The organism is Pseudocitrobacter cyperus (assembly GCF_039889165.1).
GTDB classification, from domain to species: domain Bacteria; phylum Pseudomonadota; class Gammaproteobacteria; order Enterobacterales; family Enterobacteriaceae; genus Pseudocitrobacter; species Pseudocitrobacter cyperus.
Map to the genome: position 1 here is coordinate 50,407 of NZ_JAYMYY010000004.1, position 12,908 is coordinate 63,314.

Consider the following 12,908-nt stretch of genomic DNA (forward strand, 5'->3'; position numbering starts at 1 on the left):
TTATGTGTATTGGCGTACCAGGCCAGGTGCTGGCCGTGGGTGAGGATATTCACCAGCTTGCGCAGGTGGAAGTGTGCGGCGTGAAGCGGGATGTGAATATTGCGCTTATCTGCGAAGGCGACACCGCCGACCTCGTTGGGCAGTGGGTGCTGGTGCACGTGGGGTTTGCCATGAGCATTATTGATGAAGCCGAAGCGCAGGCGACGCTGGCCGCTCTACGGCAGATGGAGTATGACGAAACAGCGGTGTGAGGAATGGTTTAATTTCGTTGAACGGGCTCTGGACGCTATAATCCTGCTAAGTTGTAGCATTCCGCAAAAAGGGCAGTCACAGTGAAACGACTTATTATTGGAATATCCGGTGCCAGCGGCGCAATTTACGGTGTGCGCCTGCTTCAGGTTTTACGCGAAGTGCCTGATATTGAAACGCATCTGGTGATGAGCCAGGCTGCGCGGCAAACGCTGGCGCTGGAGACCTCCCTCTCTCTGCGTGATGTTCAGGCACTGGCGGATGTCGTTCATGATGCGCGCGATATTGCTGCCAGCATCTCATCGGGCTCTTTCAAAACCATGGGCATGGTGATTTTGCCGTGTTCGATGAAAACCCTCTCCGGCATTGTGAATAGCTACACCGATGGCCTGCTGACCCGCGCGGCGGATGTGGTGCTGAAGGAGCGTCGCCCGCTGGTACTCTGTGTACGGGAAACGCCGTTGCACCTTGGCCATCTGCGGTTAATGACCCAGGCGGCTGAGATTGGTGCGGTGATTATGCCGCCTGTCCCGGCATTTTATCATCGCCCACAGACCATTGACGATATTATAAATCAAACGGTTAACCGCGTTCTTGATCTCTTCAATATCGACCTGCCACAGGATCTCTTCACTCGCTGGCAAGGTTCCTGAGCCGCACCAATAGGGTGCCAGTTTGTTCTGTTCGCCCTGTTGCAGGGCGATTTTGTAACACCGATCAAATCCTCGATATTTAATCACGCATTTTGCGTTTTACTGCTGCGGATTATGTGTCTGAACTGCTATCTTCCTATTCTGTTACCATATTGCATCTTTTTATTAACAAATTTAACGTCAAAGTTAGCGTTGACGATAAAGATGGCATAAAAGCTGCACTACTGGTCTGCAACACACAACACAACCTATTAAATAGCAGCTCACTGCATCACGATTTTTAAAGGGGTATGTATGAAGAAGACGGTTCTGGCTCTCTCTTTACTGCTCGGTCTTGGCAGCGTTTCCAGCGCGTTTGCCGCGCTGCCGCAAAGTATCCGCATCGGCACCGACACCACCTATGCACCGTTCTCCTCGAAAGATGCCAAAGGCGATTTCATCGGCTTTGATATCGATTTGGGTAATGAAATGTGCAAACGCATGCAGGTGAAGTGTTCCTGGGTCGGCAGTGATTTTGATGCCCTGATCCCCTCTCTGAAAGCGAAGAAAATCGATGCGATTATCTCTTCTCTCTCTATCACCGAAAAACGTCAGCAGGAGATTGCGTTTTCCAACAAACTCTATGCGGCTGATTCCCGTCTGATCGCGGCGAAAGGTTCGCCGATCCAGCCCACTCTGGACTCTCTGAAGGGCAAACATGTTGGTGTTCTACAGGGATCTACGCAGGAAGCTTATGCCAATCAAAACTGGCGCAGCAAAGGCGTTGATGTCGTGGCTTATCAGAACCAGGATCTGATCTACTCCGATTTGGCGGCAGGGCGTCTGGACGCTGCATTGCAGGATGAAGTTGCAGCAAGCGAAGGTTTCCTGAAGCAGCCGGCAGGGAAAGATTTTGACTTCGCCGGGCCATCCGTGAAGGACAAAAAGTTCTTTGGCGACGGTACCGGTGTGGGCCTGCGTAAAGATGATACAGAGCTGAAAGAAGCGTTTGATAAAGCGCTGGCGGAACTCCGCGCGGATGGTACTTACGATAAAATGGCGAAAAAGTATTTTAACTTTAACGTCTACGGGGACTAATTTCCCGGATAAGCATCAATGCACCAGGCTGGTGCATTGATGCTGTCAATGCTATGTTTCTGTGCGCGGAGTGCACAAAAGAAGTGCAATCATGCATAAATACGCATTATAAGTGAGAAAAAAGCCAGCAGACAGGGCAGAATGCTTTGCCATTCCGGGCTGAAAAATGGCACGATAACTGCTCAGGAATTTTTGGACAAACCGCAGAAATCAAAGGCAGTCGAGGATAATTATGAAAAAGCTGGCGTTATCTTTTTCTCTGGTATTGGCGCTTTCTGGCGCTTCAACCGTTTTCGCAGCAATTCCGCAAAAAGTACGAATTGGCACTGACCCAACCTATGCACCATTTGAATCGAAAAATGCGAAGGGTGAATTGATTGGTTTTGATATCGATCTGGCAAAAGAGTTGTGTAAACGCATTCAAACACAATGTACCTTCGTTGAGAACCCGCTGGACGCACTGATCCCGTCGCTGAAAGCGAAGAAAATCGATGCCATTATGTCGTCCCTGTCGATCACTGAAAAACGTCAGCAGGAGATCGCGTTTACCGACAAACTGTATGCGGCTGATTCTCGTCTGGTCGTGAAAAAAGGTTCTCCGGTGACGCCGGAACTCGCCACGCTGAAAGGCAAGCGTGTCGGCGTGCTGCAGGGCACCACTCAGGAAACCTACGGCAATGAACACTGGGCGGCAAAAGGCGTTGAGATTGTCTCTTATCAGGGCCAGGACAACATCTACTCCGACCTGACCGCAGGCCGCATTGACGCTGCTTTCCAGGATGAAGTTGCGGCAAGCGAAGGTTTTCTGAAACAGCCGATTGGTAAAGATTACGCATTTGGTGGCCCGTCCATCAAAGATGAAAAACTGTTTGGCGTGGGTACCGGTATGGGCCTGCGCAAAGAAGACAACGAACTGCGTGAAGCGCTGAATAAAGCGTTTGCTGAAATGCGTGCTGACGGCACGTATGACAAGCTGGCGAAAAAGTACTTCGATTTTAACGTATACGGCGAATAACCTTCGCTGACCACCCGTCGCCCCGCCTCGGTAGGGGCGACGGTGATAATAAGACAGGACAGGCTGAATGCTTTACGGGTTTTCACAAGTCATTTTTCAGGGCGCGCTGGTGACGCTTGAGCTGGCATTAAGCTCAGTGGTGCTGGCGGTGCTTATCGGCCTGGTTGGGGCTGGCGCAAAGCTCTCCAATAATCGTTTAATGGCGCTGATTTTCGAAGGCTACACCACGCTTATCCGTGGGGTGCCGGATCTCGTGCTGATGCTGTTGATTTTCTATGGGTTGCAGATGGCGCTGAACGTGCTGACCGATTCGCTCGGTTTGAGCCAGTTCGACATCGACCCGATGATCGCCGGTATTATTACGCTTGGGTTTATCTACGGTGCCTATTTTACCGAGACCTTCCGCGGCGCATTTATGGCGGTGCCGAAGGGGCATATTGAGGCGGCGACGGCCTTTGGCTTTACCGGCGGGCAGACGTTCCGTCGCATTCTGTTCCCGGCGATGATGCGCTACGCGCTGCCGGGGATTGGCAACAACTGGCAGGTCATTTTGAAATCAACGGCGCTGGTGTCATTGCTTGGGCTGGAAGATGTGGTGAAAGCCACGCAACTCGCGGGTAAAAGCACCTGGGAGCCATTCTACTTCGCCATCGTTTGTGGCCTGATTTATCTTGTTTTTACAACCGTTTCCAATGGTGTGCTGTTCCTGCTCGAACGTCGCTACTCCGTGGGTGTGAAGAGGGCTGACCTGTGATCGAGATTATTCAGGAATACTGGAAATCCTTGCTGTGGACGGATGGCTATCGTTTTACCGGCGTCGCCATTACGCTCTGGCTGCTGATCTCTTCTGTGGTGATGGGCGGCATACTGGCGCTGTTTTTGGCGATTGCGCGCGTCTCCAGCAATAAATACATTAAGTTTCCGGTCTGGCTGTTTACCTATATTTTTCGTGGCACACCGCTGTATGTGCAATTGCTGGTGTTTTATTCCGGGATGTACACGCTGGAAATTGTGAAAGGAACGGAACTGCTGAACGCCTTTTTCCGCAGCGGCCTGAACTGTACGGTGCTGGCGCTAACGCTCAACACCTGCGCTTATACTACCGAGATTTTCGCGGGCGCGATCCGCGCGGTGCCGGCAGGCGAGATTGAAGCTGCTCGCGCCTACGGTTTCTCCTCCTTTAAGCTTTACCGCTGCATTATTTTGCCGTCGGCGCTGCGCATTGCGTTGCCTGCCTATAGCAATGAAGTCATTCTGATGCTGCACTCAACGGCACTGGCGTTTACTGCCACCGTGCCTGATCTATTGAAGATTGCCCGGGATATCAACTCTGCCACCTATCAGCCTTTCACGGCGTTCGGGATTGCGGCGGTGCTGTATTTGATTATCTCGTATGTGCTGATCTCTTTGTTCCGCAAGGCGGAAAAACGCTGGCTGCAGCATGTAAAACCTTCTTCTTCGCACTGAGAACACGATGCCTGAGAATAAATTAAACGTAATCGATCTGCATAAGCACTACGGCGAACACGAGGTGCTGAAAGGCGTGTCACTGAAGGCTGACGCCGGGGATGTGATCAGCATTATTGGCTCGTCCGGGTCGGGGAAGAGTACTTTTTTGCGTTGCATTAACTTCCTGGAAAAACCGAGTGAGGGCACGATTGTCGTCAGCGGTCAGAATATTGGGCTGGTGCGCGATAAAGACGGCCAACTTAAAGTCGCTGATAAAAACCAGTTACGGCTACTGCGTACCCGCCTGACGATGGTCTTCCAGCACTTTAACCTCTGGAGCCATATGACGGTGCTGGAGAACGTGATGGAAGCACCGATTCAGGTGCTGGGCCTGAGTAAGCAGGAAGCGCGCGAACGTGCGGAAAAATATCTGGCGAAGGTGGGGATTGACGCGCGCCAGCAGGCGAAATATCCGGTACATCTTTCCGGCGGTCAGCAGCAGCGCGTGTCCATCGCCCGTGCGCTGGCGATGGAGCCGGAAGTTTTGCTGTTTGATGAACCAACGTCCGCACTGGATCCTGAGCTGGTGGGCGAAGTCTTGCGCATCATGCAACAACTGGCAGAAGAGGGGAAAACCATGGTGGTGGTGACGCACGAAATGGGCTTTGCCCGTCACGTCTCGTCACACGTCATTTTCCTGCATCAGGGGAAAATCGAGGAGGAGGGCCACCCGGCGCAAATCTTTGATAACCCGCAAAGCCCGCGCTTGCAGCAGTTCCTTAAAGGTTCTCTGAAGTAATCTTTTCAGCCCGGCTCTCCGCCGGGCTATTCATGTGGGCGTTCCAGCCGATAGACCCAGTCGTCATAGTCGACACCATTAAGATGGTAAGCCTTTTCCAGCACCTGAATGCGGACAAAGCCCTGTTTCTCAAGCAGGCGTGAAGAGCCGTGATTATCGCCCAGCACCCAGGCATTAATGGCATTCACACCGAGTTCAGTAAACCCGTACTGGCAGATGGCGCTCAGGGCTTCGCGGGCATAGCCTTTCCCCTGTGCCCCCGGTAACAGCGCGTAGCCGACGTCTGCTTCGTGTGGGTTTTTACTGCTGATGCGCAGGCCAATATCACCGATTGGCTCACCGCTGAGGTCACGCAGAACGAAAACGCCACTATCGGTGCAGCGTGTCTCGAAAACTGTTCGCAGCGCCGCTTCACTCAAAACATCACCCATGTAACGCATCACCTGAGGATCCTGGCGGAGTCGCAGGAAAAAGGGCCAGTCAGATTCGTTGAAGGATGAGAGCAGCAGACGCGGCGTGGTGAGGGTAATCATATTCAATGCCATAACGGGTAAAGAGGCGATTACCTTAACACCTCAATGTGTGGGATTACAGGCTCTTGCGCGCATCAGGCAATGTCATCACTCTCACTTCCTTCAGGCTAAAAGATCCTCTAGCGCTCCATCGAGATCGTACCAGCGGAAGACAAAGCCGCTCTCTTCCAGCCGCTTTGGCAGGGCGCGTTGGCCACCCAGAACCAGTACCGACGATTCACCCATCAGCAGACGGATGGCCGTGGCGGGTACGCGAAGAATGGCCGGCCGTTTCAGCGCATGGCCAAGCGCGTGCGCAAACTGCTCATTATGAACGGGGTAGGGGGAAACCATATTAAAAGGCCCCCGCAGGGGTTTTTCCAGCAACCAGAGAATACCGTTAACCATATCGTCGATATGGATCCAGGCCAGATATTGCCTGCCGTTGCCAATTGGCCCACCGAGGCCCAGTTTAAACGGCGGGATCATTTTCCCCAGGATACCGCCTTGAGGCGCCAGTACCACACCGGTGCGCAGGAGGCAGACGCGGGTGCGATCGCTCTGCGCTGTGCAGGCTAACTGTTCCCACTTTGCGCAAAGTTTGTGGGTAAATTCGTTATGTGGCGGCTCCTCTTCCGTGACGACCACTTCGCCGAGATCGCCGTAATAACCCGCCGCAGAGCCTGAAATCAATACGTCAGGCGGCGTTTCACTGGCCTGAATCAGCGCGCTCAGTTTCTCCGTGATGCGCCACCGACTTTCACACAATCGTTGCTTTTGGGCATCAGTCCAGCGTTTGTCTGCAATCGGTTCGCCCGCCAGGTTAATCACCGCGTCGATACCTTCCAGGGAGCGTCGCTCCTCAAGACCCTTCCAGATCTCGACGCGCGTCCCGAAGTGCTGTCGGGCTTTCTCCGGGCTGCGAGTCACCACCGTCACCGTATGGCTCAGTTCCAGCAGGCGTGGGATCAAATGACGTCCAATCAGCCCGGTACCACCAGTAATCAGAATCTTCATGCCACCTCCATCAGGAAGCGCCTAACGTCGCCAGCTCATGGCAATGGAAACCGAGTCGGCATAACGCAGCGCGTGAAGTTTATCGACCTCTACTTCAGCATAAGTGACCCAGTGATGCTCACGTGCGATATCGAGCACATCCTGAGTTAATTTTTCCAGCAGTGAGAAACGGTTATTCTCAATATGGCGAATGATATTTTTGGTGATGGTGCGATAGTTCAGCGCATCGTTAATATCTTCGCTGCCGCGCGCTTTGTCTGCCGGGTAGTGAATTTCGATATTGATAACCACGTCCTGGCGGTTGGCTATCTCCTCTTCCTTGATACCGATAAAAGTGCGCAGGCGGAGATTTTTGATGCGGATAATAGCGTCTGGCTGAGACATTGCAGATTACTCCCTTTTATAGTTGTCCCAGCCATCATACACGAAAGCAATCGGCCACTTAATGGGGCTGCGCCTGCTGCATTGCCCGCGCTGTCGCTGGCCGCTGGCGGATGCGTTCAAACCAGTTTTGCACCGCAGGATAGGTCGCCAGGTCTATCCGCTGCCGCACGTGGGAGTTTATCCACGGCCAGCAGGCGATGTCGGCAATACTGTAGCGATCGCCCGCAATCCAGGGGGTATTTGCAAGGCGCTGATTCAAAACGCTATAAAGCCGCTGGGTTTCAACCTGGTATCGCTCAATCGCATAGGGGACGGGTTGCGGGGCGAAGTGGTTGAAGTGGTGATTTTGCCCGAGCATGGGGCCAAGGCCGCCTACCTGCCAAAAAAGCCACTGAAGCGTGGTGTGGCGCTCGCGCAGCTCGCTGCTCAATAACTTGCCGGACTTGTCTGCCAGATAAAGCAAAATGGCGCCTGACTCGAACAGACTGAATGGTGCGCCGCCGTCCTCCGGTTGATGGTCGACAATGGCCGGAATTTTGTTATTCGGCGAGATATCAAGAAATTGCGGTTTGAACTGTTCACCCTTGTTGATATCAACACGAATCAACCGGTAGGGGAGTTCAGCCTCTTCCAGAAAAAGCGTAATTTTGTGGCCATTCGGGGTGGGGGCATAGTAGAGGTCTATCATCATCTCTCCGCGTTGTGGCTTTGATGCAACAAAGTATAGGCCTTATACGGAGTCTCAGTGACAAGCGTGAGCAGAAGCGATATGTTGGATTATCGCCATCTGAAAGTGAGACATTATGAGTATGCCTGCTATTACCCTTTGGTCAGATTTCGATTTCTTTTCACCTTATGTCCTGTCTGTCTATGTGGCGCTCCAGGAAAAAAGCCTGCCGTTTACCCTGAAAACCGTGTCGCTGAACAATGGCGAACATCTTCAGTCGGGGTGGAAAGGCTATGACCAGACTCGCCGTGTGCCGCTGCTGGAAGTGGATGATTTTAAACTTAGCGAGTCATCCGCGATAACCGAATATCTCGATGAACGCTTTGCCCCGCCCCAGTGGGAACGGCTTTATCCGCATGACTTACAAAAACGCGCCCGCGCCCGGCAAATTCAGGCGTGGCTGCGCAGCGACCTGATGCCGATTCGTGAAGAGCGTTCGACGGATGTGGTCTTTGCTGGCGTGAAAAAACCGCCATTATCACGTGCAGGAGAGAAAAGCGCCGCTAAACTGTTTGACACGGCAAGTGCGTTACTTGCACACGGGCAGCAAAATTTGTTTGGTGAATGGTGCATTGCCGATACGGATTTGGCGCTGATGCTCAATCGCCTAGTGCTGAATGGCGATGACGTCCCGCAGCCGCTGGCCGACTACGCCGAATTTCAGTGGCAACGTTCATCCGTTCTGCGTTATGTAGCGCTATCGGCGAAACGCGCTGGCTGAAAATTCTGACGGAATCCATTATGATAGTACGGTTTTCATGTGTGGAGATTTGATAAATGAAGCTGATGTTTGCATCGGATATTCATGGTTCTCTGCCCGCGACTGAACGCGTATTGTCAATCTTTGCACAAAGCGGTGCCCGCTGGCTGGTTATCCTCGGTGATATCCTCTACCACGGGCCACGCAATGCACTGCCGCAAGGATATGCGCCCGCGCAGGTGGCAGAACGCCTCAATTCGCTGGCGAGCCAGATTATCGCCGTTCGCGGCAACTGCGACAGCGAAGTTGACCAAATGCTGTTGCACTTCCCCATCACCGCCCCCTGGCAGCAGGTCGTCACGGAAAATCAACGTCTGTTTCTTACGCACGGTCATCTTTTTGGCCCCGACAATCCGCCACCGCTGGCGGCTGGCGATGTGCTCGTTTCCGGGCATACACACCTTCCGGTTGCGGAGAAACGCGGCGAGATTTTTCTGTTTAACCCCGGCTCGGTCAGTATCCCTAAAGGTGGAAATGTGGCCAGTTACGGCATGCTGGATGGCGATAAACTGCAAGTTTTCGCACTCAATGATCAACAGGTTATTGCAGAGGTTATGATTAACCCGTAATTTACCCGACAAACATATATGCGCCGCAAGAGCGCTTCCTGGAGAAGGTTTTCTGATGGTCGAGCAGAATCATTTGGCAAGCACGGAATGGGTAGATATCGTCAACGAAGACAATGAGGTTATCGCACAGGCCAGCCGTGAACAGATGCGGGCTCAGTGTCTGCGTCATCGCGCCACTTACATCGTCGTTCATGATGGGATGGGCAAAATACTGGTGCAGCGTCGCACCGATACCAAAGATTACCAACCCGGCTTGCTGGACGCGACGGCAGGCGGCGTGGTGCAGTCTGATGAGCAAATGCTGGATTCTGCGCGCCGCGAAGCGGAAGAAGAGCTGGGTATTGCCGGTGTGCCGTTTGCCGACCACGGTCAGTTCTACTTTGAAGATAAGCACTGCCGCGTCTGGGGAAGCCTGTTTAGCTGTGTCTCGCACGGGCCCTTTGCGTTGCAGGAAGAAGAGGTCAGTGAAGTGTGCTGGCTAACGCCGGAAGAGATCACCGCGCGTTGTGATGAGTTCACCGCTGACTCGCTGAAAGCGCTGGCGCTGTGGATGAGCCGGAATGCGAAGAATGAGAACGTGCCTGCGGAAGAAACAGAGTAAAATTCTTGACTATGCCTCCAAATGCGGAGGCATTTTTATAAGATATACATTTTTTATTTTTGAGTATTATTATTAATGACAATATGAACGGTTAATTTTTTATTTTTGAAATGCATGGCAAGGACGATATTATGCTTTCTGCAATACAGTTATCACCAGAACAAACTTTCGACTTTCTACTAAATGTTGCGATTACCCGTCCCGTGTTCATTTGGGGGGCGCCTGGTATTGGCAAAAGTGCGTTGATAAATCGTTTCGCAGATGAAGTGGGTATGGAGTGTGTTTCTTTATTGGGGAGTCAGCTTGCTCCGGAAGACTTACTGGGTATTCCGAAAATAGAGGGGGAATGTTCGCGGTTTTACCCGCCCATGAATATCGTGCGCAAGGAGCCATTTGTCTTATTCCTTGATGAACTGAACGCGTCTTCACATGAAATTCAAAAGGCGTTTTATTCATTAATTCTGGAAAAAAGAGTTGGAGAGTATCGCTTACCCGAAGGGACCATTGTTATTGGTGCCGGAAATCGTGCAAAAGATTCGGCGATCGTCAAACCTATGCCATCTGCTCTGATTAACAGGATGGTGCATATTCATCTACGAGCCGATCACCGTCAGTGGCTGCACTGGGCCATTAACGAAGCTGGGATCCATCCCTGGGTCGTTGAATATATTCAACTTCGTCCCGATCAGCTTTGGAATGAACCGCCAAAACATGAAGAACCCTTTTCGACACCACGAAGCTGGCACATGCTTTCTGACGCATTGTGGTCTTTTGGTGAGAATATTCAAATTGAAATGCTGGAAGCGCTTATTTATGGCTTACTTTCGCCGGCTCATGCGGCGGGATTTAAAGGTTTTATCAAACAGATCCGCCAGAAACACACCGTTAATGCCATTTTAAAGGGTGACGCTTCGTGGCCTGAAGCTCCGGGCGACCGTGATATTCTCTATTTTATGGCCCAGTCTTTCCGCTCACATCTGCTTAAAGAGCTGCCAGATAATGAAAAGTCGATACGCAGCGAACAACGTCAACTGGCGATTAGTGCTAAAGATTGCCTGAAATCATTAGCACGTATTAGCGTGGAAATTGCGCAATCGGTAATGAGTGAAGATGATGAGGGTAAAAAACTCCCTACCTGGTTCTTACTGGAGGTTGCAAGGGATTTACCCAGATTAGCAGCGCGAGGGTAGGTTGATGAAGAAAACAAACCGGCGAAATCCGGCGCTTGAAGCCTGTCTGGCGGGTGTTGAGATTGTGAAATCTCATACATTGTTTTCCGCGATTTGGCCCAGAATTTCGTGCTCTATCGATCGTGACCTTCGCTATGTTTCATCGCAAGGCTGGGTCGTTGTAAGCAGCCAGGGGCATCTTTGGCTGAATGCCAAACGACATGCCACACCACAACAGTGGGCGCGAATGATTGCCCAAACGCTGGCTGCGCTTGGATTTGGGCTGATCACGCAACGCATGCCTGAAAGAACCTGGGCACTATCGGTTCTGCTGGCGATGACGCGTTTCTGTGAAGAGCTTAAAATTGGACCTTTACCGGAAGAGTTGCAGTCATTTCCTCTACCGGAGGAGTTAACCAGTGATGCCGAAGTGTTGTTTCGCCAGATTTGCGCAGATGGCTGTCATCCTTTACTCGAACAATGGTTCTCACGATTTTGTGGCGGAGAGGATCGCTTTTTCTATTGGTCGGAGACGCGCTATTTTTACCAGGGAGACGTTGACTGGAAGGCTCTATTGGCTGAAGGATTGTTGTCCAGTGTAAGCCAGGCATTGGAGCAGGTTGGCGGTTATCGTACAGCGCCTGGCGTTTCTAAAAAACTGACGCTGGCACAGCGCATTCGTCAACAAATTATGACCAGCTACCCGCTGCTGGGTGCGTTGGCTGCGGGCTTTGATATTGAGGAAGATATCCAAATCTGTCAGCAATATGATATTGCGATTGCGGCAATTAATGTTGCGACACGAACTATCTGGATCAATCCCTTATCTCACTTAACCCATAATGAAATGCTGTTTGTTTTTGCTCATGAATTGCTTCATGCCGGGCTTAATCATGCATCGCGTCGACGAGGAAGAGACCCTGAACTCTGGAACGTAGCCTGTGATTTTGCGATCAATGGCTGGCTCATAGAGATGCAAATAGGCGCAGCACCGACAATCGGGCTCTTACATGACACTAAATTTAGCGGATTTTCGGCAGAGGAAATTTACGATGATCTTGCACAAAATATGCGTCAGGCACGAAAGTTGATGACACTCAGAGGCCGTGCTGGTGGGGATCTTATCGGCGATGATGATGGGAACATCTTTGTTGATGCTGAAAGCTATTGTCGCCGAGCGCTTTATCAAGGTCTTGAACGTTGTTTGTATTCGCCGGGAAGAGGCGTTATACCGGCTGGATTGATTGAAGATATTCGTAGTCTTTCGCAACCGCCGGTTCCATGGGATGTCGCACTAGCGGAGTGGTTCGATGAAAGATTTCCGCCGCTTGAACCTCGTAGGGGGTGGGCACGACCTTCCAGGCGGCAGAGTACCACGCCTGAAATCCCAAGGCCTTCATTACACAAGCCATCAGAGGAGGAGCGTCGGACCAGAGTATTTGGTGTGATTCTGGATACCTCGGGATCGATGGATCCGCAATTACTGGGGAAAGCCTTGGGTGCAATAGCGAGCTATTCGCTTTCACGTGATGTTTTTGCCGTCAGATTCATATGCTGTGACGCCAAAGCCTACGATCGGGGATGGATTAGACCAGAAGAACTGCTGCATCATTTCACTCTTCAGGGGCGAGGGGGAACCATATTGCAGCCTGGTGTCGATTTGCTTAACCAGTTTGCTCGCAAAGGTGACTTTCCCTCTGGGGGACCAATACTCATCATTACCGATGGATATTGCGAAGAAAAGGTTACTGTTTCAATGGAGCATGCCTGGCTGTTACCGAAAGGACATCGGCTACCATTTGTACCGCGCAGTGATGTTTTTTTTCTGAGTTAACGTGTGGTAAAAGTAAAAAAATCCGCAGAAATTTCACTCTGCGGATTTTTTATGGCCACTCATAAATGAGCGGCCTTGCAAACGCGGCAGGCT

Annotated in this window: 16 protein-coding genes; 12 read left to right on the top strand and 4 right to left on the bottom strand. The window is 51.7% G+C overall.

The window, feature by feature from the left end:
- Nucleotides 1-2: 2 nt before the first annotated feature.
- The 7 genes from hybG to hisP all read left to right on the top strand — a co-directional run bounded on the left by hybG (nucleotide 3) and on the right by hisP (nucleotide 5,242).
- A complete protein-coding gene (gene hybG, locus VSR74_RS14165) occupies nucleotides 3-251 on the top strand; it encodes a hydrogenase maturation factor HybG (RefSeq protein ID WP_347795302.1) in 249 nt (82 codons plus the stop codon).
- An 81-nt stretch (nucleotides 252-332) separates the two neighbouring features.
- Nucleotides 333-902 (top strand): UbiX family flavin prenyltransferase, encoded by a 570-nt coding sequence (locus tag VSR74_RS14170; RefSeq protein ID WP_347795303.1) that lies wholly within the window; start codon nucleotides 333-335, stop codon nucleotides 900-902.
- Between the two features lie 294 nt (nucleotides 903-1,196).
- A complete protein-coding gene (argT, locus tag VSR74_RS14175) occupies nucleotides 1,197-1,979 on the top strand; it encodes a lysine/arginine/ornithine ABC transporter substrate-binding protein ArgT (RefSeq protein WP_347795304.1) in 783 nt (260 codons plus the stop codon).
- Between the two features lie 232 nt (nucleotides 1,980-2,211).
- On the top strand, nucleotides 2,212-2,994 hold the full coding sequence (gene hisJ, locus VSR74_RS14180) for a histidine ABC transporter substrate-binding protein HisJ (protein ID WP_347795305.1): 783 nt from the start codon (nucleotides 2,212-2,214) through the stop codon (nucleotides 2,992-2,994).
- A gap of 67 nt (nucleotides 2,995-3,061) precedes the next feature.
- Nucleotides 3,062-3,748 (top strand): histidine ABC transporter permease HisQ, encoded by a 687-nt coding sequence (locus VSR74_RS14185; protein WP_347795306.1) that lies wholly within the window; start codon nucleotides 3,062-3,064, stop codon nucleotides 3,746-3,748.
- Complete coding sequence (locus VSR74_RS14190; RefSeq protein WP_347795307.1) at nucleotides 3,745-4,461, top strand: ABC transporter permease; 717 nt, start codon at nucleotides 3,745-3,747, stop codon at nucleotides 4,459-4,461. The genes VSR74_RS14185 and VSR74_RS14190 overlap by 4 nt, the downstream gene beginning before the upstream one ends.
- Nucleotides 4,462-4,468: 7 nt before the next feature.
- Nucleotides 4,469-5,242: a histidine ABC transporter ATP-binding protein HisP gene (gene hisP / locus VSR74_RS14195; protein WP_347795308.1), complete on the top strand. Its 774-nt coding sequence runs from the start codon at nucleotides 4,469-4,471 to the stop codon at nucleotides 5,240-5,242.
- Between the two features lie 26 nt (nucleotides 5,243-5,268).
- Here hisP and VSR74_RS14200 read toward each other — a convergent pair whose 3' ends face one another.
- The 4 genes from VSR74_RS14200 to yfcG form a co-directional block, all read right to left on the bottom strand.
- Nucleotides 5,269-5,775 carry a GNAT family N-acetyltransferase gene (locus tag VSR74_RS14200; RefSeq protein WP_347795309.1) on the bottom strand — a complete coding sequence of 169 codons (507 nt, stop codon included), beginning with the start codon at nucleotides 5,773-5,775 and terminating at the stop codon, nucleotides 5,269-5,271.
- A gap of 102 nt (nucleotides 5,776-5,877) precedes the next feature.
- Nucleotides 5,878-6,771, bottom strand: coding sequence for a TIGR01777 family oxidoreductase (locus VSR74_RS14205; protein WP_347795310.1), 894 nt, complete (start codon nucleotides 6,769-6,771; stop codon nucleotides 5,878-5,880).
- 21 nt (nucleotides 6,772-6,792) lie between these two features.
- Nucleotides 6,793-7,155 (bottom strand): dihydroneopterin triphosphate 2'-epimerase, encoded by a 363-nt coding sequence (folX, locus tag VSR74_RS14210; protein ID WP_347795311.1) that lies wholly within the window; start codon nucleotides 7,153-7,155, stop codon nucleotides 6,793-6,795.
- A gap of 58 nt (nucleotides 7,156-7,213) precedes the next feature.
- The gene (gene yfcG / locus VSR74_RS14215; protein ID WP_347795611.1) at nucleotides 7,214-7,843 is read right to left on the bottom strand and encodes a GSH-dependent disulfide bond oxidoreductase; all 630 of its coding nucleotides are present in this window, start codon (nucleotides 7,841-7,843) and stop codon (nucleotides 7,214-7,216) included.
- Between the two features lie 115 nt (nucleotides 7,844-7,958).
- Between yfcG and yfcF the strand changes: the two genes are divergently transcribed.
- The 5 genes from yfcF (at nucleotide 7,959) to VSR74_RS14240 (ending at nucleotide 12,815) form a co-directional block, all read left to right on the top strand.
- The gene (gene yfcF, locus VSR74_RS14220; RefSeq protein WP_347795312.1) at nucleotides 7,959-8,603 is read left to right on the top strand and encodes a glutathione transferase; all 645 of its coding nucleotides are present in this window, start codon (nucleotides 7,959-7,961) and stop codon (nucleotides 8,601-8,603) included.
- A 56-nt stretch (nucleotides 8,604-8,659) separates the two neighbouring features.
- The gene (gene yfcE, locus VSR74_RS14225; RefSeq protein ID WP_347795313.1) at nucleotides 8,660-9,211 is read left to right on the top strand and encodes a phosphodiesterase; all 552 of its coding nucleotides are present in this window, start codon (nucleotides 8,660-8,662) and stop codon (nucleotides 9,209-9,211) included.
- A gap of 55 nt (nucleotides 9,212-9,266) precedes the next feature.
- Complete coding sequence (gene yfcD, locus VSR74_RS14230; RefSeq protein ID WP_347795314.1) at nucleotides 9,267-9,812, top strand: NUDIX hydrolase YfcD; 546 nt, start codon at nucleotides 9,267-9,269, stop codon at nucleotides 9,810-9,812.
- Nucleotides 9,813-9,943: 131 nt separating this feature from the next.
- Nucleotides 9,944-11,002: a MoxR family ATPase gene (locus VSR74_RS14235; RefSeq protein ID WP_347795315.1), complete on the top strand. Its 1,059-nt coding sequence runs from the start codon at nucleotides 9,944-9,946 to the stop codon at nucleotides 11,000-11,002.
- Between the two features lie 4 nt (nucleotides 11,003-11,006).
- Nucleotides 11,007-12,815, top strand: coding sequence for a vWA domain-containing protein (locus tag VSR74_RS14240; protein ID WP_347795316.1), 1,809 nt, complete (start codon nucleotides 11,007-11,009; stop codon nucleotides 12,813-12,815).
- Nucleotides 12,816-12,908 lie beyond the last annotated feature (93 nt).

Coding starts and splice junctions, on each gene's coding strand:
- hisJ (WP_347795305.1), top strand. CDS start 2,212: ATGAAAAAGCTGGCGTTATCTTTTTCTCTGGTATTGGCGCTTTCTGGC.
- VSR74_RS14200 (WP_347795309.1), bottom strand. CDS start 5,775: ATGATTACCCTCACCACGCCGCGTCTGCTGCTCTCATCCTTCAACGAA.
- VSR74_RS14185 (WP_347795306.1), top strand. CDS start 3,062: ATGCTTTACGGGTTTTCACAAGTCATTTTTCAGGGCGCGCTGGTGACG.
- yfcE (WP_347795313.1), top strand. CDS start 8,660: ATGAAGCTGATGTTTGCATCGGATATTCATGGTTCTCTGCCCGCGACT.
- hisP (WP_347795308.1), top strand. CDS start 4,469: ATGCCTGAGAATAAATTAAACGTAATCGATCTGCATAAGCACTACGGC.
- argT (WP_347795304.1), top strand. CDS start 1,197: ATGAAGAAGACGGTTCTGGCTCTCTCTTTACTGCTCGGTCTTGGCAGC.
- folX (WP_347795311.1), bottom strand. CDS start 7,155: ATGTCTCAGCCAGACGCTATTATCCGCATCAAAAATCTCCGCCTGCGC.
- VSR74_RS14240 (WP_347795316.1), top strand. CDS start 11,007: ATGAAGAAAACAAACCGGCGAAATCCGGCGCTTGAAGCCTGTCTGGCG.
- VSR74_RS14205 (WP_347795310.1), bottom strand. CDS start 6,771: ATGAAGATTCTGATTACTGGTGGTACCGGGCTGATTGGACGTCATTTG.
- VSR74_RS14235 (WP_347795315.1), top strand. CDS start 9,944: ATGCTTTCTGCAATACAGTTATCACCAGAACAAACTTTCGACTTTCTA.
- yfcD (WP_347795314.1), top strand. CDS start 9,267: ATGGTCGAGCAGAATCATTTGGCAAGCACGGAATGGGTAGATATCGTC.
- yfcG (WP_347795611.1), bottom strand. CDS start 7,843: ATGATAGACCTCTACTATGCCCCCACCCCGAATGGCCACAAAATTACG.
- yfcF (WP_347795312.1), top strand. CDS start 7,959: ATGAGTATGCCTGCTATTACCCTTTGGTCAGATTTCGATTTCTTTTCA.
- hybG (WP_347795302.1), top strand. CDS start 3: ATGTGTATTGGCGTACCAGGCCAGGTGCTGGCCGTGGGTGAGGATATT.